13 protein-coding genes are annotated in these 16,944 nt (G+C 56.4%); 10 read left to right on the forward strand and 3 right to left on the reverse strand.

The window, feature by feature from the left end:
* Window positions 1-59: 59 nt before the first annotated feature.
* Window positions 60-872: a phosphoenolpyruvate mutase gene (aepX, locus tag JJC00_RS08610; protein ID WP_246774262.1), complete on the reverse strand. Its 813-nt coding sequence runs from the start codon at window positions 870-872 to the stop codon at window positions 60-62.
* A gap of 1,310 nt (window positions 873-2,182) precedes the next feature.
* Between aepX and JJC00_RS08615 the strand changes: the two genes are divergently transcribed.
* Window positions 2,183-3,262 carry a cytochrome-c peroxidase gene (locus tag JJC00_RS08615; RefSeq protein WP_200474045.1) on the forward strand — a complete coding sequence of 360 codons (1,080 nt, stop codon included), beginning with the start codon at window positions 2,183-2,185 and terminating at the stop codon, window positions 3,260-3,262.
* Between the two features lie 381 nt (window positions 3,263-3,643).
* On the opposite strand, the gene JJC00_RS08620 is transcribed toward JJC00_RS08615, so the two are convergent.
* The gene (locus tag JJC00_RS08620; protein ID WP_200472179.1) at window positions 3,644-4,303 is read right to left on the reverse strand and encodes a hypothetical protein; all 660 of its coding nucleotides are present in this window, start codon (window positions 4,301-4,303) and stop codon (window positions 3,644-3,646) included.
* A 527-nt stretch (window positions 4,304-4,830) separates the two neighbouring features.
* On the reverse strand, window positions 4,831-5,556 hold the full coding sequence (locus JJC00_RS08625) for a GntR family transcriptional regulator (RefSeq protein WP_200472180.1): 726 nt from the start codon (window positions 5,554-5,556) through the stop codon (window positions 4,831-4,833).
* Window positions 5,557-5,668: 112 nt separating this feature from the next.
* Between JJC00_RS08625 and JJC00_RS08630 the strand changes: the two genes are divergently transcribed.
* The 9 genes from JJC00_RS08630 (at window position 5,669) to phnY (ending at window position 16,577) form a co-directional block, all read left to right on the forward strand.
* The gene (locus JJC00_RS08630) at window positions 5,669-6,556 is read left to right on the forward strand and encodes a transporter substrate-binding domain-containing protein (protein WP_200472181.1); all 888 of its coding nucleotides are present in this window, start codon (window positions 5,669-5,671) and stop codon (window positions 6,554-6,556) included.
* 3 nt (window positions 6,557-6,559) lie between these two features.
* On the forward strand, window positions 6,560-7,243 hold the full coding sequence (locus tag JJC00_RS08635) for an amino acid ABC transporter permease (RefSeq protein ID WP_200472182.1): 684 nt from the start codon (window positions 6,560-6,562) through the stop codon (window positions 7,241-7,243).
* Window positions 7,243-7,908, forward strand: coding sequence for an amino acid ABC transporter permease (locus JJC00_RS08640; RefSeq protein ID WP_200472183.1), 666 nt, complete (start codon window positions 7,243-7,245; stop codon window positions 7,906-7,908). The genes JJC00_RS08635 and JJC00_RS08640 overlap by 1 nt, the downstream gene beginning before the upstream one ends.
* Entirely contained in the window at window positions 7,889-8,686 is a 798-nt protein-coding gene (locus JJC00_RS08645; RefSeq protein ID WP_200472184.1) for an amino acid ABC transporter ATP-binding protein, read from the forward strand. The genes JJC00_RS08640 and JJC00_RS08645 overlap by 20 nt, the downstream gene beginning before the upstream one ends.
* A gap of 318 nt (window positions 8,687-9,004) precedes the next feature.
* Complete coding sequence (locus JJC00_RS08650; RefSeq protein WP_200472185.1) at window positions 9,005-10,834, forward strand: GntG family PLP-dependent aldolase; 1,830 nt, start codon at window positions 9,005-9,007, stop codon at window positions 10,832-10,834.
* A 443-nt stretch (window positions 10,835-11,277) separates the two neighbouring features.
* The gene (locus JJC00_RS37990) at window positions 11,278-11,667 is read left to right on the forward strand and encodes a Crp/Fnr family transcriptional regulator (protein ID WP_246774263.1); all 390 of its coding nucleotides are present in this window, start codon (window positions 11,278-11,280) and stop codon (window positions 11,665-11,667) included.
* A 439-nt stretch (window positions 11,668-12,106) separates the two neighbouring features.
* Entirely contained in the window at window positions 12,107-13,633 is a 1,527-nt protein-coding gene (locus JJC00_RS08660) for a porin (RefSeq protein WP_200472186.1), read from the forward strand.
* Between the two features lie 234 nt (window positions 13,634-13,867).
* Window positions 13,868-15,112: a phosphonoacetate hydrolase gene (phnA, locus tag JJC00_RS08665; RefSeq protein WP_433996520.1), complete on the forward strand. Its 1,245-nt coding sequence runs from the start codon at window positions 13,868-13,870 to the stop codon at window positions 15,110-15,112.
* 16 nt (window positions 15,113-15,128) lie between these two features.
* A complete protein-coding gene (gene phnY / locus JJC00_RS08670) occupies window positions 15,129-16,577 on the forward strand; it encodes a phosphonoacetaldehyde dehydrogenase (RefSeq protein ID WP_200472187.1) in 1,449 nt (482 codons plus the stop codon).
* The last annotated feature ends 367 nt before the right edge of the window (window positions 16,578-16,944 follow it).

The raw sequence follows: 16,944 nt of genomic DNA on the forward strand, positions 1-16,944 counted from the left end.
AGTCTTGCCTGGCGGGACTTAGTCAAGGCGGGTACTGCCAGTAGGGGGAGTGGGGTAGGTCAGGTGAAGTTGAGATATCGCGCTTCCGCATGGGCAAGTTCGTCGTACCTCAACAATTCAAAAATCTCGTCGAGAGCTGCGATATTCGGCTCAACGCCGGCAATGCTTTCTTCCGCAATGATGCGACCGCAGACGTGTCGCATAGCCAATATTGCAGCCCGCACGGAATGGTTGGCCCAAATCACTGTGGAGATGCCGGCATCACGGTATTCAGAGACAGGTGTTCGATAGTATTTCGTCGGGACGATCACCACAGGCAGGCGGTTTCGCCAGGCAGTTGCAAACGAGATGATCTCCTCCGCGGTGCTCTTGCGTGAGTGAATGAGGATCGCATCAGCACCGGCCGCAGCGTAAGCTCCAGCACGTGAAATTGCTTCGTCCAATCCATGGCCGGCTATCAGCGCTTCGGTCCGCGCCACCAGGACCAAGTCGTCCGCCACTGTATCCTTTACGGCGCGCAGTCGACCGGAGAACTCGCCGATATCGGCTAGCGGATGCCGATCTCCAACAAACGAGTTGATCTTCGGAAAACAGCTGTCCTCCAGCGCAATCCCGGCAGCGCCACGCTGTCGAAGTTTGCGTGCCACAAGGCGCGCATTGTTGAAATTCCCGAATCCGCCATCGCCGTCTACGAGGACTGGCAATTCGGTCGCGTCCACTATGCGCTCGACCACATCGACGAACTGGCTCCACGAGGCCTCGTTGGCATCGCGATAGCCAAGAGAGCTTGCAATGGATAGGCCCGACGCCCAGAGGCCTTTGAAGCCTGCGCGCTTGGCAATCGCGCCCGAAAGCGCATCGTGAGCCTCCATCAGGAAGAAGAGGTCGCTCTCGGAACAGATCTCAGCGCGAAGCTCTTGTGAGAGTGAGGGGCCTGCGCTTCGCTCTTGGCGATTTTCGACAGCCGATTTTGGTTGATATTGCATGCCGATTCCTTGATTCATTCGCCCCTGTCGAGCGTACACTGCGTGCTTGGTCCAGTTCTGGATGACCAAGTCGTTTGGGCGATCCCGCAGCTCAATCTATAGCTGACACACGTCTGTCATCCTGATCAAGGACCAGCGTTGGTAGTTGACCAGGGCACGGCGTGTTCGACCTCCTTGTAATTAGCGCTTGAGTTGCGGATACTCCGATCGCAAAACATTTGGTCGTGTCGGCGGAAAGTCGAAGAGCGCACGCGTTTGCCAGCCGGCAAATCTTATCAGCCCCGCGGCTTCTCGCGTTGCCCGACCTGCGGCAAATCTGGATATCTCGATTGGATCGTGACGCGGCAAAGCCTGATCCAGGCGAGTTGGGTCGACGTTTCTCCTTCCTCCGTGAACGTCGCGATCGTTCGCCTTGCTTGCGTGCCTCGCTCTCGGCACGGATGCAGTCAACAAACGCGTCACAAGCCGAGCGCGTTCGATATCAGCCACTGTCTGGGCTGATCGAAACGGAAACGTCCTATTTCCGACGTGGGCCGCAATTGCTTTGATTGCGTGACGCGACGCAATCGATCGTCGATGTTTTCAAGCGCGTCTTCTCCACGCGGATTGCCCGAGCGTCGCAACTGGTACGGGACTTGCTGTGCTCATCCCAGGTCTTCCGAACGTTATGGAGGACCGCGTGCCCAGCTATCAAGCAGCTTGCCGACTTCGCGCAATCCTGCGTGCGTCCGGTCATCTATAACCAATAGGCCAAAAGGAAGGGGAACCACTATCAGTTTTATCGTAGCCGGACTTCCCACGGAGGCGTCCGCGCGAAAGGCGCTGACCTGATCCCACGATCGGCATTGAAGAACGCAATGATCGTCGACTTCGCCTATGTAGGGAACTCACGGACTCGGCCGCTGCCATCACTTGAGGCCACTCTCGCGCGACCAAATCCGACCAAATGCAGCATCAAGGTGCGGGCGCGGTCACGCAAGCGGGTGCAGGTCGGTCGCATTTGGTGCCAGCGCATGGTTCGAAATGCGGCATGCGTCTCTTAAGACTATGCGTGAAACATGACTGAGGCGTTTTGCTCTCTTGAATACTTGCTGTGGAACTGAAGCATGAATATCGAGTGGTGTTGCAGCACGCTGGCCCGGGCGGGCGCCGAATGTGCCATCGTGGCTTCCAATGTTCCGGAACTGGTGTCGATGATGCTTATCAGGAGAAAGTCCGCGATCCGAAAACTCCGCCTTGTACGCGCGTTATGTGTTGCTGTCGTTGCGATCCTGGTCTCATCGCAAGCTGGCGCAGATGATGATCTGATGAGGGCTGCGAGGCGGACATTTAAACCGATCCCCCCGGTCGTGCCTGCGGTGAAGGACAACCCGGTCACCCGCGAGAAGGTCGAACTCGGTAAGATGCTATTCTTCGATCCGCGCGTGTCCGGTAGCGAGATTATTAGCTGCAATAGCTGTCACAATCTAGGTACAGGCGGAGTGGATGCCGGACCGACTTCGGTGGGGCACGGCTGGCAACGAGGGCCACGTCGGGCCCCAACCGTCTATAACGCAGTATTCAATGTGGCGCAGTTCTGGGATGGACGTGCCGCGGACCTCAAAGCGCAAGCAAAGGGCCCCGTGCAGGCTAGTGTCGAAATGAACGCGAGCCCAGATCATGTGATCAGCACGCTAAACTCGATGAGCGACTACGTCGTCATGTTCAAAAAGGCGTTTCCAAATGAGGGATCGCCAGTCACCTTTGACAATTTCGGAAGGGCGATCGAGGCCTTCGAAGCGACTCTCATTACGCCCGCGGCCCCTTTGGATCGGTACCTTGAAGGCAATTCGAATGCTCTCGATGATCAGCAGAAAGCTGGATTGAAGCTATTCATGGAAACAGGATGCTCGTCTTGCCACAATGGAATCAACGTCGGTGGCCAGGACTATTTTCCGTTTGGCGCGGTCGAAAGGCCAGCCGCCAGCCTGCTTCCGGCCGCCGACAAGGGCCGATCCGCGGTTACCAAGCTGGCCAGCGATGAGTACGTTTTTCGCGCAGCGCCGTTGCGCAACGTCGCGCTGCGACCGCCATACTTCCATTCGGGTCAGGTCTGGAGCCTTAAGCAAGCTATTGGCGTGATGGCTGAAGTCCAGCTTGGCGTTAAACTCGACGATAAGGAAAAGAACGATATCGTCGCGTTTCTGAACTCGCTGACCGGGCAGCTGCCCAAGATCGAGTATCCGATATTGCCCACGCGGACTGACACAACGCCACTGCCGCCTACAGGAAAATAGTATCTTCCATTACTGTCCGGCCCGTTTGTTTGATGAAAGGATGGCGCAGGGTGCGACATAGGGCCGGCGATGCATCAAGAAAATCGGAAACTTACAAGATGGATGGCTTTGGCTGGCATTTGGCGGCACCCGCACATGCGCAACCCGCGAGTCGGCGCCGCGGTACTCCTCAGATCAGTCCCTATTGTTCGGCACAGCGCGCCGAGGCGAGCGCGGCTGAGCTTCGTTGCGTTATGGACCGCGTCGAGACTGAGCCGGTCGCCTCCCTTAATGAAAATCAGGACAGCTTGCCTCGCAACTTGAAACGCAGTGTCTTGACCTCCCCGGTCCAGGAAAAAATGCTCCTCCGTCAATGTATTGATACAATAATATATCTTTGGTTTATCTATGTATCCGTAGTTGACGGTTTTCCTCGCGATTGACCCAAACAGGTCTTTCAGGAAATCCTTGTTCTTGGCGATTTTTTTTCAAAACGCCCGATGAGCCGCGATCGATATCGATGATATCGTCTATCTTTTGGACTTCATCCAGTTTCAGAAACGGATTTCTTTGAAGTCCAAGCAGGATATCTATGCCCAGGCGCCGTCGAATTTCAGCGAAATGATGATCGTAGTCAATTATGTCGCGCCCCGTTTTGCTGCTCACGAATTCGCGAACAAACCTTCTTGAAACACTTTCGATGAAGTGCTCGCGAGAGCCGCTCACGTGGTAAAACACCAAGAAGGTACGGCGGATCTGTTCTACCAGAAACCGACTGATTTCAGCATGCGGAACCCAGCGCACCACCGCGCTCTCGGAGAGAGAATCCTCCGAATATTCGCCTGTTATCTCTGATTCTCTTTTTTGCAGGTCATTCCTGTGTCCGAACCTCCGAATACTCCCATGTAGAATTTCGAACGCAAGATAAGGAAAAAGCAAGTAGGGGGATTCCGCGGCATGCGGGTCGGAGAAGTGGCGCCGCTGCCGCATATAGAACAATACTTTTCCATCTTGCGGTATTGCACGCGCTATTTCTGCAATGACCTCGTCGACGATATACATCTTGTTCGAACTAAGAAGTTCATCTTGAAGGTGCAAAATGGATCGTAGGTGCTCTTGCACGTCGACTCGCTTTCAGGTTCAACCAATACGTGAAAAATTGAAAACTTAAGGGGCGCTCGGCGCGAGGTAAAGGCTAATCGTGATAGCTCCGACAAATTTCCGGGCGGTTGACTGGATGAAGAGAAATATCGTTGATCCCGAGTTCGACTTCAGTTTCTCGTTCGCCTCATCGGGTTGTTGGCCATCGTTCCATGTTTCCTAGCGCTCGAAAGAGCCGCGGACGAGCCTACGCGCGGCCGCGCTGAGATTGCGTGTGTGTCACGGTGCACCCAGCGGCGAATGTGCGCCGATGAAGACGTGCCTGCGCTTCAACCGCCACATTGCGTCCAGCTTGACGGTCAGGCAATCATGAATGTCCGGAAACAGAAACTCTATGGTGCGAGGAAGCTATTTTTGACACTTTTCAATTTGCAGCAAATGTGAAGCAGGCGCGGATTTCTGCCTCCGGCTGTTCTGATGGAGCGATTTTAGACGGTCAAGCGCACTCGCTCGCAGCTGAATACCGTAGTCCCGTAGATGATTGGATCATTGCTCTCGTCGGCGTCCAGGCGCTGACATTCAAAAATGGGCTGGCTCGGCAATTGTCGCAGCAACCGAGCCTCTGCAGCTGTCGGTAGTCGGCCGATGATCGAGGTACTCACTCGGTGATAGTCGGAGACTCCTACCGTCGCGAGCGCCTCCGTCACTGATGGGCTGGCTCTCAAAGCCTTCTCGAATCCCTCAAAACGTGGAAGAGGAAAGTAGTTTCGGTCGTGCTTGACGATTTGTCCATTTGCATATCCCAACAGCTCCATGAACATCGCGAAGCTACCGCGCCGCAATTTGAGAAAATCTCGTATCTCATCATCCGCTTCGACGATCTCGATTGTTAGGATCTCCTGGCCCGGCGTAATGTTGTTGGCTACGAGCACATCAGTGAAGCGCGCGCGGCGAGCGATCTGGTAGGAAACCAAATAGGCGTCATGCACAAATGTGCCGCGGCCCTGCTCGATGCGGATCAAGCCGCTCTGCTGTAGCGCACCCAGCGCCCGCCGCACCGAGTAACGTGTCGCACCTAGCTTCTGCATCAGTTCGACCTCGGTCGGAATTTGGCCTCCGACTCCGAAGTCATTGTTTTCAATAGCTGTTCGAAGCCGCGATGCAATTTCGCGCCAGCCGAGCGCAGTGCTGTTGTCCACCTCGCCGTTACTCATTGAGCCTTCCCAGAAAAATTACTTTCCCCGCACGCGAGCTGTCATAGCACCGTCACAGGACTAGTTCAATGGTTCGAACCAATTCGCAAACCTTTTTATGAGGGCGCTGGCCATGAGCTTCAACTTTAGTCGTCGCAACTTGTTTGGAATGGGCGTGCTGGGCGGTGCGGCAACGCTCGCGGGCACGAGCACACTCATTTCCCCCACACCGGCGCGAGCGCAGGGGAGTAGCGGCGATAAGCTGCAGCAGGTGCTGGCCCGGGGCCACCTCATCGTAGGTACCGGCAGCGATCTCCCGCCCTTCTATTTCACCAATGAAAACGGAGATTTCGACGGGCTGGAGATTGATCTGGCACGGCTTCTCGCCAAGGGCCTGTTTAACGATGAAAGAAAAGTCGAATTCGTTGTGCAGACATCGGACTCGCGCATCCCGAATCTCTTATCGAACCGCGTCGATATCACCATCCAAAATCTGACTGTGACCGCGCCGCGCGCACAGCAGATCGAGTTCTCTATCACCTACTATCGGACTGGCCAGGGTTTGCTGATGCGCAAGAGCGGCCCCTACAAGTCGTTCGACGAGCTGAAGGGCGCTGGCGCCCGCGCGACCATCAGCGCGTTGCAAAACGTTTTCATCGCCGACTGGGTCCACGAGATCCTGCCTGATGCAAAGGTTGTTCAGTATCCGACGCCGGACGCGGCTCTCCAGTCGCTCAATGCCGCGCAGGCGGATGCGCAGTATATCGATCACAGCCAGATCGATTATATGCTGGCGAAGATGCCAGACCGCTATATCGACAGCGGTTTCACCCATAAAGCGGGTTCGCTTGCCTGCGGCATTGCCCCTGGCCAGTTCCGATTTCTCAACTTTGTCAATACGGCGCTGCGTGAAGCCATGATCGGCGTCGACTATACGCGCTATGCGGGCATGCTGAAGAAATGGTTGGGCGTGACAGTGCCCACTCCGAAGATCGGATATCCACACGAGCTGATCTCTTGAAGCGTGACTGCGGCGATGATGCGTTACAATTGGAATTGGCAAATCATCTGGCAATATCGAGCGGCGTTGTCCGACGCACTTTGCCTTTCGCTGATGCTCGCTGCGGCTTCGATTGTCATCGGCTTAGCATTCGGCCTCTGTCTCGCCTATCTCAATGTGGCATCGTCGACTCGCATCCGCGTTGCCGCCTCGATAGTGGGACGGATCATCCGGTCAACCCCGTTGCTACTCTTGGTCTTCACGTTTTATCTGGTCCTCCCGCAATGGGGTATCCGCTTATTCAGCCCTTACTCCGCTTTCGTCGCGGCTTTGTCGATTACCGCTGGAGGCTATTTAGCGGAGAACTTTCGCGCCGGCCTCGAGTCACTGCCGCGGCATCAGATGGATGCGGCCAAGAGTATCGGGTTAACCGGCTTGCAACGCCAGTTTTATGTAGTTCTACCACTTGTGGTGCGTCACGCCCTTCCCGCCTTAACCAATAGTATTGTTGCGACTTTCAAAGATACTTCAATTGCTTCCGTCATTGCGGTCGCAGAGCTCACGTATGTCGCAAAGGAGATTAGCACCAATTATTTCAGGGTTTTCGAGGCTTGGTCAGCTGTTTCCTTGATCTATCTCGTCGCCTCTGCGCTGATCGCGTTGACCCTGCAAATCATTGAGCGGCGCCTGCCCGGACGGAGTGCCTGATGTCCGATCATTCTGCGCTCCTTGCATTATGGAACAGCCGCTTCGCGCTCCTCAACGGGCTTGGAGAGACGTGCCTCGCCGCTTGCCTCTCTGTGGGGCTTGGCATTGCAATCGGCGCCTTGGCCGCCGTCACGGCGGTGTTCGGTTCGCAAGTTCTACGCACGGCCATTAGCCTCTACATTTATCTGCTGCGTGGCTTGCCCTTGCTTGTCATCATCCTATTCGCCTACTTCGGCGTCGGCGCCCTTTGGCCGGCGCTGCCGGCTTTTGCTCTGACAGTCGCGGTTATGGCGCTATTCGCTGGCGCGCAGTTCGCTGAGATCTTCCGCGGCGCCATTCAGGCAATCCCCCATTCGCAATTCGAAGCCGCCAAGGCGATCGGACTGACATTTCCCGCTCGCATCGTACTCATCGTCTTGCCGCTAGCACTCCGGCGCGCCATTCCGTCAGCCACAAATATCGCAATAGAGATCATCAAGTCGACGACGCTGATCTCCGTTCTTGGGGTAAGCGATCTCTTTCTCGCTGGCCAGCAGGTTGCCATCCGCACCTTGTACATTCCGGAAACCTATCTGCTCCTCTGGCTTACTTACGTCGTGTTGTGTCTTGTCACCGCGGTTCTCGGCAGCCGGTTGGAGCAAAGATTTGCGCATATTAGCTTCTAATCAAAGCCCGATACTTTTCATCGAAGGCTTAAGCAAGCTCATCGGCACTCAGTCGATCTTAACCGATGTCAGCCTCAGTGTGCGCCGTGGTACTGTCACCGCGCTGATCGGCCCGTCCGGCGCCGGTAAGTCGACCCTGCTCCGCTGTATCAATGCGCTTGAAGACTACCAGGCCGGCGAGATTCGCCTTGCTGGCAAGCAACTAAGCTATGCCGGCGAAGGCTCCGCGCGACGACGTCTGCCGGACCGTTTGCTGGCAGGCGAGCGGTCGCGTATCGGCATGGTGTTTCAAAGCTACACGCTCTTTCCGCACCTCAGTGTTGAAGACAACATTACTCTCGGCCTGCGTCACGTAAAAAAGCTTTCGCGTACCAAAGCATCGGAATTGGCCGATCACTGGCTGGCGCGAGTCGGGCTACCCGGTTTTCAGCATCGCTATCCGCACCAACTGTCCGGTGGGCAGCTGCAACGCATCGCGATTGCCCGTGCCTTGGCGCTTGAGCCGGAATTGCTTCTCCTAGATGAGGTGACCTCAGCGCTCGATCCGGAACTAACTGGCGAGGTGCTCGCAGTCATTCGTGATCTGGCCTCCGTCGGCACCACGATGTTGGTTGTGAGCCACGAAATGGCATTTATTCGCGAAGTAGCCGACGAAGTCGTTCTTATGCGCGACGGAAGGATCGTTGCCGTAGAAACACCGCACGCGCTGTTCGAGCCGTCGTCCGCTGCTGCTGCCTTTGTCAGTCGCCTGACCTGGTCCGCGCGCTCGACGGCCTGAAAAGCTTGCCCGCTCCAATCGAGGAAATCGTGAGATGCCAAAACCCCCGACAATCCAGATCGCCAGTAGCTATTCGAACCGTGGTGGCCTGCTCGGAAAGAGCGGTTCGGATCCGATGATTACCGTTGCTGCCATCCCGAGCTGGGGTCCTGCGTGAGCCCAGGAAAAATACCGGGGTTGGAAGTCATACGGCCTGAACGTCTGCATCCGAGTTCGGACTGTGGCGTGTGATTCCTGCTGCACGATCTCGCTTTTTACCAAAATCTCCGCACTTGCCAAAGGCCCAGCCTGCGTTCGTGCCGGACTGGAAAAGGACTGATGTTTAAACTTATCCTGATCAGCGATACACATTTTTCCGCCGACCACGGCTGCACCAACACCGGTTGGAAGGATCTTGCGTCCTGCATTCAAGACGCGCAGCCAGACCTCGTCATCCATACAGGCGACATAGTCTTGGACCGCCCAGACTGTCGCGAGGATCATGCGTACGCGCGCAAACACCTCGATGCCCTAGGATCAAAATGGCTGGCCATTCCCGGCAATCATGATGTAGGCGATGGTCCACCGGCGACTATGACCATCACCCAAGCGCTTGTCGATGCTTTCGTCGAAACATACGACGCATCACATTGGAGTCTCGATATCGAGAAGTGGCGGCTGATCGGCACCAACAGTATGTTGTTCGGTTCGGGCCTTCCGCAGGAAGAGGCTGAATGGACCTTCCTTCAACAAGCACTCGCGGGAGCCGGGTCACAGGAAATTGCGGTCTTCGTCCACAAGCCGATTTTCCTCACCGCTTCTGACGAGCCGCAGGCTGGTACTGCCACCCTACCTCAGAACGTCCGGACCAGACTATGGGATCTTCTACGCCAGCACGCAGTGCGTCTCGTCGTTAGTGGTCATCGCCATGAATACCGTGTCGTGAATCGCGACGGTATCCAGTGTGTCTTTATTCCGACCGCATCACGTCTGGCGCTCAACGAGTCGACGCCACCATTCGTTCCGAAGGGAACAACCGCCGGTATCGTTGAATGCATCATTGATGACCGAACAATTCTGCATCGCTTCGTCGGTATAGGCGGTCCCGAATCGACACATGAGCGCTCGGCGACCATTGACATGCGCAGCGACGTCCTTGCGCCGTCCTCTGAGAGAATCATAGCTGCGATGGCCGCGGCTGCTCGCGCGCCGCTTGCCTTCTTACGCAGCGAAGATGTTCAGCAGCAAAAGTTGGTCAAGCGCTTAACAGAGATGTTCGGTTTCGAAGACGGACTATTCCTGCCGACTGGAACGCTCGCCAATCAAATCGCGGTCCGGCTCTGGTGCCAACCCGGCGAGGCACTGCTAGCAGATCCCGAAAGCCATGTTGCGAGCAGTGAGGCGGCTTCGGTTGCGGGGCTCGGAGGTGCTGTCATACGGACAATTACTGGAGAACTGGGTCATCTGCACCCGGACGCGATCCCAGCCGCGATCAAGGCGCTTCCAGGCTCGGCACCGGAACGCGCGCTCCGCCTCGTGTGGCTCGAAAATACCCACAATCGCGCCGGGGGGACGGTCATGCCCGCTGGCTGGCAGGAGAAAATCGCTGCGATCTGCCAAGCGCACGGACTACCGATCCACCTCGACGGGGCCCGCCTGTTCGATGCGATTTTCGCCTCCCAAGCGCCCCCTGAGCAAATGACCGCTGGTGTTTCCAGTCTAACGCTTTGTTTGAACAAGGGGCTAGGAGCTCCACAGGGCGCGATGCTCCTCGGCAACCACGACTTCATTGCCCAAGCCTTACGCGTTCAAAAAATGTTTGGTGGCCTGTGGCGCCCGGTCAGTGTTCTCGCGGCCGCAGCTGCCACTGCGCTGGACGAGTGGACCGAACGCGTTGAACGGGCGCACCAACGTGCTCGACAACTGGCCAAGATCCTAGAGAGTGGTCTGCCGGATGGCGTGTCAGTGTGTCCGCCGCAAACCAATATCGTCATGCTCCAGCTACGATCGGATGCCGAAGCCGCTGACGTTATGACCTCGCTGCGATTGAAGGGCCTACTAGTGTCCAACTATCGTCGCGGCCGCTTGCGGCTCGTCACGCATTGGGGCATCTCAGTTGACGACGTTGAAGGTGCAGCCGCCATTATCCAAGGTGTGCTGAGCCAGTGACCGAGGACCACGCAAATACACTTCTTGGGAATACCAACGGCCGTCTTGGTTGCAGGATGGTATGGCCCGACGGACTGAGATCAGGCGCCAGAGAGGCGAGGTTGCGTCCCCATTCGCGGCGGTTTGTCAAGAATGCGATTCTCGCAAAGCTCTCCCTTCAAGATCAAGCGGCAATAGGCAGGCTCCTTGAGCCTATCGTTTTAAGAGAACGTATGGTTCTGCATCAGCCGTACCGATATCCTGATTACGTCTATTTTATCGAAACAGGCCTGGCCTCATTGAGAATTGTCGAGGCGGGAAGGATCTTCGAGACAGCGTTGATAGGATATCGCGGCGCCGTCGGTGCCTCGCTGTTGCTGGGGGGGCACCTTTTTACGCATCAGTCTGTCGTGTTATTTCCCGGAAGCGCTCTTAGGATCCGTGTTGAGGATTTGCGGCAGCTCATGAGCGAGCAATCTGAAATCCGCGAACATCTATCTCGGTATGTTCGAGCGCTAACCTCGCATTGTATTCAGACAGGTTTCTGTGGCGTTTGGCACCATCGCGAACGCAGACTTGCAAGCTGGCTGTGCTTAGCGAGTGATGCTGCAGACTCTCACGTGCTTCCGGTTACCCATGAGTACCTTTCGTCCGTCTTGGGAATGCCCCGAGCGGGGATCACGGAGACGCTAATCAAACTCGCAGAAGAAGGCCTGATTCGGAAAACGAGAGGCGTCTTGCAAATCGATGAACGCAAGCGCCTCGAGCAAAAGACGTGCAACTGTTACAGGCTCATTTCTGGCGCGTATACGCTTTCTGAATCTGCGATACCGTCGGAATATCCCGCGGCCTAGCTGAGACAACGTTCTGACCTACCGATTACAGGCAACGGAGCCAGTGCGCGTGGTCTGCAACAGCGCGTCAATACGTCTGCGACTACCTTCAGCACAATTCGGTTCAACATTCTTTCAGCGGCGCAGTGCCGTTGCAGACGCTCGTCCATAGCTGGCCTCGGTCGGAAACAAACATTTCTGAGGCCACCAAAGCACGCCCGCCGAGAGCTTACGCGCTTTCGTCTGATCCATACACAGTTCGCCTACCGATCGCGCGCGCAATTTGGCATCGTAATCATGCGAGAGGCGGAATGATCCGCACCGCGACGTTAGCTGCCGGATCTTGTCAGTTGGCGTTCGAGAAGAGCCCTGTAGTGCGAGAATGATATAGGGCAGGTGGCTGGCTTCCTCCGCAACAGTCGAGCGGCCATCTTGAGGCGAATGAAATTGGGGGACTTTTATGAAGATGGCGAAAAGCCTGTTGCTCAGCTCGACCGCTGGTCTCATTGCGCTAAGCTCCGCGCAGGCGGCAGACCTGCCCGTGAAGGCGAAGGCAGTCGAGTACGTGAAAGTGTGCACGCTCTATGGTGCTGGGTTTTACTACATTCCACGTACCGATACTTGCATCAAGCTGGGCGGTTATCTACGCGCCGAAGCCGCTTTCGCTTCAAACTCCGTATATGACGCCGGCAACACTGGTCTGGCCGGCGCACATAACCGTCTCAGCAACTACTACTACGCCAAATCTCGGGAAACTCTAAACATCGATACGCGCACGGCGACCGAGTACGGCGTCGTTCGCACCTACTTCAATGGTGTATTCACCTGGATCTCGGGCACCTACACGGGGGCAGGCACAACTGCCGTGAACGGATCGACTGCCTATACGACATCGATTGGTTCTCAGGTCGGTGGTGGTTCGCTCGGGGTCTTTGCCGCCTTCATCCAATTCGCTGGCTTTACGATGGGTAGGGCGGTCTCACAGTTCTCTGCACCTTGGGCCAACTATCCGGCCAACAATTTCGACGGATTGCCGGGCGCCGGAAGCTGGACCGCTGGTGTGAACCAGTTCTCCTACACCGCTGACTTCGGTCAAGGGGTTACGGCTTCATTCTCGGCCCAGGATCCGGTTGCAGAGTCGACAAATATCTGGAACGTGAGCGGCGCGACGCTGGCTGGTCTCGCAACCGGTGCGTATGGGGCCAGCGACATTGGTGGTTCGCGCGCACCGGACCTAATAGCAGCAGTTCGCATTGATCAGGCTTGGGGTCTTTTCCAAGGTTCGTTCGCCGCACATAACAATCACTCCGCCTACTACGGTGCGACCGAGGCGAGCGGCTATGCGGGTGACAGGTGGGGTTGGGCTGCTCAGCTAGCCTTATCGATCAAGAACATCCCGAGCGGATCGGGCGATACAATCAACATGTCGGCGGTCTACACCAATGGTGCGAGTCGCTACAATTTCCACGACCAGATGAACACCACGACGTTCGCAATGTATGGCGGTACGGGACTAGCGGGCGCTTACCAGAGCGTCGGCCTTGGGGGTGTTTCTGACTCGGTTTTCGTGACCGGCTCTGGCCAGGAGCTTACCCGAACCTTTGGCTTCCAAGGTGGCTATACCCACAATTGGAATCCAAACTGGGCCACTAGCATCTATGGCGGGTGGGCAGCTGTACGGTATGACAACACAGCCAAGGGCTACATTTGCGGCGCGTTCGCTGCGAACCTTGCGTTGTCGAGTGGCGTAGCCGGTTGCAATCCTGACTTCAATTATGGAGCTATCGGTTCAATGACTATCTGGACTCCTGTCAAAAATCTGAGCTTCTCGGCCGACCTCACTTACTCGATGCTCGACCAGAAGTATGCGAGCGGGAGCACGGTGACGCTCCCGGTTCAGTCAGGCGTAGCCAAGCCCGGCGTGGTTCACGAGCTGAAAGATCAGAATAGCTTGACCATGTTGCTCCGCGTTCAGCGCAACTGGTGAGCCTCTATGAAATCAACAGAAGGAGAAAGAAACGTTTGACCTCCGGGAAGGCTCCCGACATGCCCGTTGGGGGCCTTCTACAACTCTGATGCAGTTTTCGGCGACGATGATGCGGCGCTGGTCGTCTCCGAACCCCTGTCGCGACACGGGGCAATCAAATATGGCTGCGGCTCGCCGGCGCATCCGATCACGGCAAGGAACACGTCGCGCCGCATTGAGCGCGAGAGGAGAGCGATGATGAAATCCCACGGAAGCACCATCTCCGTTAATGGTCGCATCTATATGGCGCCGGAGCGGCCTACCGTCGTGATTTGTCTGGATGGTTCAGAGCCAGGTTACATCGAGAAGGCGATCGAGGCCGGAATGGCGCCGACGTTCGCTCGATTCATGAAGGACGGAACTCATGTCCACGCAAACTGCGTCATTCCAAGCTTCACGAATCCGAACAATCTCTCGATCATCACCGGGAGACCTCCGGCAGTTCACGGGATCGCAGGCAATTATTTCTATGACACCGCCAGAGACGCCGAAGTGATGATGAACGACCCGCGTTTTCTCCGCGCGCCGACGATTCTGGCCGCCGTGCATAACGCGGGTTACAAGGTCGTAACTATCACCGCCAAAGACAAACTGCGCGCACTTTTGTCGGACGGGCTGGACTACTCCACTGGCCGCGCCATCGCTTTCTCCTCGGAAAAAGCCGACCAGGCGAGCATCAAGGAAAATGGGATCGGCCAGGTGCTCGAATTCGTCGGGCAAGCATTGCCGGAGGTCTACTCCGCAGATCTGTCGAGATTCGCATTCGCTGCCGGCGTGAAGCTCTTAGAAGTGCATCGGCCCGACCTGATGTATCTTTCGACAACGGATTACATCCAGCACAAGGTGCCACCCGGCGCGGAGATCGCAAACCGTTTCTACGGGATGATCGACGGCTATCTAGCGTGGCTGGATGCGCTCGGCTGCAACATCGTGGCAACCGCCGATCATGGGATGAACGACAAGCACCTGGCCAATGGCGCACCTGACGTCATTTACCTTCAGGATCTGATGGACGAATGGATTGGTAAGGGGAAGGCGCGCGTGATTCTCCCAATCACCGATCCTTACGTCGCCCATCACGGCTCGCTCGGCTCGTTTGCGACTGTTTACATCGGCGAATGGCCGGCTGAAGAATTGCTGCAAAGGCTGCGGCTTGTTCACGGCGTCGACCTGGCTTTGATGCGCGAGGAGGCCTGCGCACAATTCGAGCTTCCGCCCGATCGGATCGGCGATATTGTAGTACTCTCGTCGAAGCACAAGGTACTGGGTAGCAGCCGCGGCCGCCACGATCTTTCAAGCCTGCACGAGCCACTGCGCTCCCATGGCGGATTGACAGAGCAGCGCGTCCCGCTGATCTCGAACCGAAAGATCGCGCTTCCGCCGGACTATCCGTTGCGAAACTTCGACGCGTTCGATGTCGCACTAAATCGCATTCAGTGAGAGCAAGGGGGTAATCATGAAGGTCCAGGCGCCAGCCTTCAGGCACGAACAAATGCGCATCGCAGGAGCTCAGATCGATGTTGAAGAACGGGTCGAGGTATTCAATCCGTACACAGGGAAGCCTATCGGCTCGGTGCCCGCTGCTCGTCCGGAGCATGTGCGCGACGCTTTCGCGAAAGCCAAGACATTCAAGTCAAAACTCACGCGTTACGAACGTCAGCAGATACTGCTGAAAACGGCTGATATCCTAGCGAGCCGCAAGAGCGACTTTGCGGGGTTGATTACCGCCGAATCCGGGCTTTGCTGCAAAGACTCACAGTACGAGGTAGGTCGCGCCTATGACGTGTTTTCCTTTGCAGGGCAGCTTGCCATCCGTGACGATGGAGAAACTTTCTCCTGTGACATCAGCCCGCAGGGCAAGGCGCGCAAGATCTTTTCGACGCGAGCGCCGCTGCTTGGTGCGATTTCGGCGATCACGCCGTTCAACCACCCGCTCAATACGGTGAGCCATAAGATCGCACCAGCGATCGCTACCAATAACCGTATCGTACTGAAGCCGACCGAGCTAACGCCGCTGACAGCGCTCGCGTTGGCTGATGTGCTCTACGAGGCCGGCTTGCCGCCGGAAATGTTATCGGTAGTGACGGGCAATCCCCATTCGATGGGCGAGGCGATGATCACTGACCCGGATGCTGACCTAGTGACCTTTACCGGATCGGTCCGCGTCGGAAAGCACATCGCCGCTACGGCAGGATACAGGCGGATTGTGCTTGAGCTCGGCGGTAATGATCCCTTGATTATCATGGAAGATGCCGATTTGGAAAAAGCCGCAGAGCTGGCCGTCATCGGGGCCACCAAGAATTCCGGCCAGCGCTGCACGGCGGTCAAGCGCATCCTGTGCGTGGAGGCAGTGGCAGATGATTTCTCTGCACTGGTCCTTAAGAAAGCCCGCTCTCTGAAATGCGGGGATCCCATGGACCCCTCGGTCGATGTGGGCACTGTCATTACTGAAGTGGCAGCAAAGGAGTTCGAACGCCGCGTCAATACGGCCGTTCATGATGGCGCTCAACTGCTTCACGGCAATGACCGCAAGGGTGCGCTTTATCCGCCGACGGTCGTGGATCGTGTTCCCCACACAAGCGAGTTGGTGATGCAAGAAACGTTCGGACCGGTGGTTCCGATCATCAGGGTCCCAAATGACATCGAAAGCGTGATCAGCATCTCCAATTCGACCGCATTCGGTCTGTCCTCAGGTGTCTGCACGAACCGGCTGGACTACATTACGCGGTTTGTGAACGAGCTCGACGTGGGTACCGTGAACGTCTGGGAGGTGCCCGGCTATCGGATTGAAATGTCGCCGTTCGGCGGCATAAAGGACTCCGGCCTTGGCTATAAAGAGGGCCTTTGGGAATCGATGAAAAGCTTCACTAACATCAAAACCTATTCGCTGCCTTGGTCCGCGTAGGTTCTTGGGCCTGGCAACAATAATTTACAAGGCAAAGACCGAGTATTTGGTGTGCAAACCACGGAGATCGGAAATGTCAGTGTTATCTTTCTCAGCGAACCTCGAACTTATTTGAGTGAAAAAAATCTGGAGTGGGCCTCAACACAGGCGCGCCCATCGACCACTCCATTCCTGTGAAGGCGCCAGGCCAATTGCCCGACGCTTCCGAGGAAGAAATGGGCTCACACTGAACGCGCGTCACGTGCTGTCTGTCGAAAGTAAACCAGCTTGTCTAGCGGTGGCTAATCTGTTGCGAACACGACGTTGCACCGGGTTCGTTGTTTCCAGTGTTCAGCCGGTGAGCGCAGTCCCTCAAGGGCGGATCATG

Source organism: Bradyrhizobium diazoefficiens (genome assembly GCF_016616885.1).
Classification (GTDB): Bacteria; Pseudomonadota; Alphaproteobacteria; order Rhizobiales; family Xanthobacteraceae; genus Bradyrhizobium; species Bradyrhizobium diazoefficiens_F.

Coding starts and splice junctions, on each gene's coding strand:
- aepX (WP_246774262.1), bottom strand. CDS start 872: ATGGAGGCTCACGATGCGCTTTCGGGCGCGATTGCCAAGCGCGCAGGC.
- JJC00_RS08615 (WP_200474045.1), top strand. CDS start 2,183: ATGCTTATCAGGAGAAAGTCCGCGATCCGAAAACTCCGCCTTGTACGC.
- JJC00_RS08620 (WP_200472179.1), bottom strand. CDS start 4,303: ATGTATATCGTCGACGAGGTCATTGCAGAAATAGCGCGTGCAATACCG.
- JJC00_RS08625 (WP_200472180.1), bottom strand. CDS start 5,556: ATGAGTAACGGCGAGGTGGACAACAGCACTGCGCTCGGCTGGCGCGAA.
- JJC00_RS08630 (WP_200472181.1), top strand. CDS start 5,669: ATGAGCTTCAACTTTAGTCGTCGCAACTTGTTTGGAATGGGCGTGCTG.
- JJC00_RS08640 (WP_200472183.1), top strand. CDS start 7,243: ATGTCCGATCATTCTGCGCTCCTTGCATTATGGAACAGCCGCTTCGCG.
- JJC00_RS08650 (WP_200472185.1), top strand. CDS start 9,005: ATGTTTAAACTTATCCTGATCAGCGATACACATTTTTCCGCCGACCAC.
- JJC00_RS37990 (WP_246774263.1), top strand. CDS start 11,278: ATGAGCGAGCAATCTGAAATCCGCGAACATCTATCTCGGTATGTTCGA.
- JJC00_RS08660 (WP_200472186.1), top strand. CDS start 12,107: ATGAAGATGGCGAAAAGCCTGTTGCTCAGCTCGACCGCTGGTCTCATT.
- phnA (WP_433996520.1), top strand. CDS start 13,868: ATGATGAAATCCCACGGAAGCACCATCTCCGTTAATGGTCGCATCTAT.
- phnY (WP_200472187.1), top strand. CDS start 15,129: ATGAAGGTCCAGGCGCCAGCCTTCAGGCACGAACAAATGCGCATCGCA.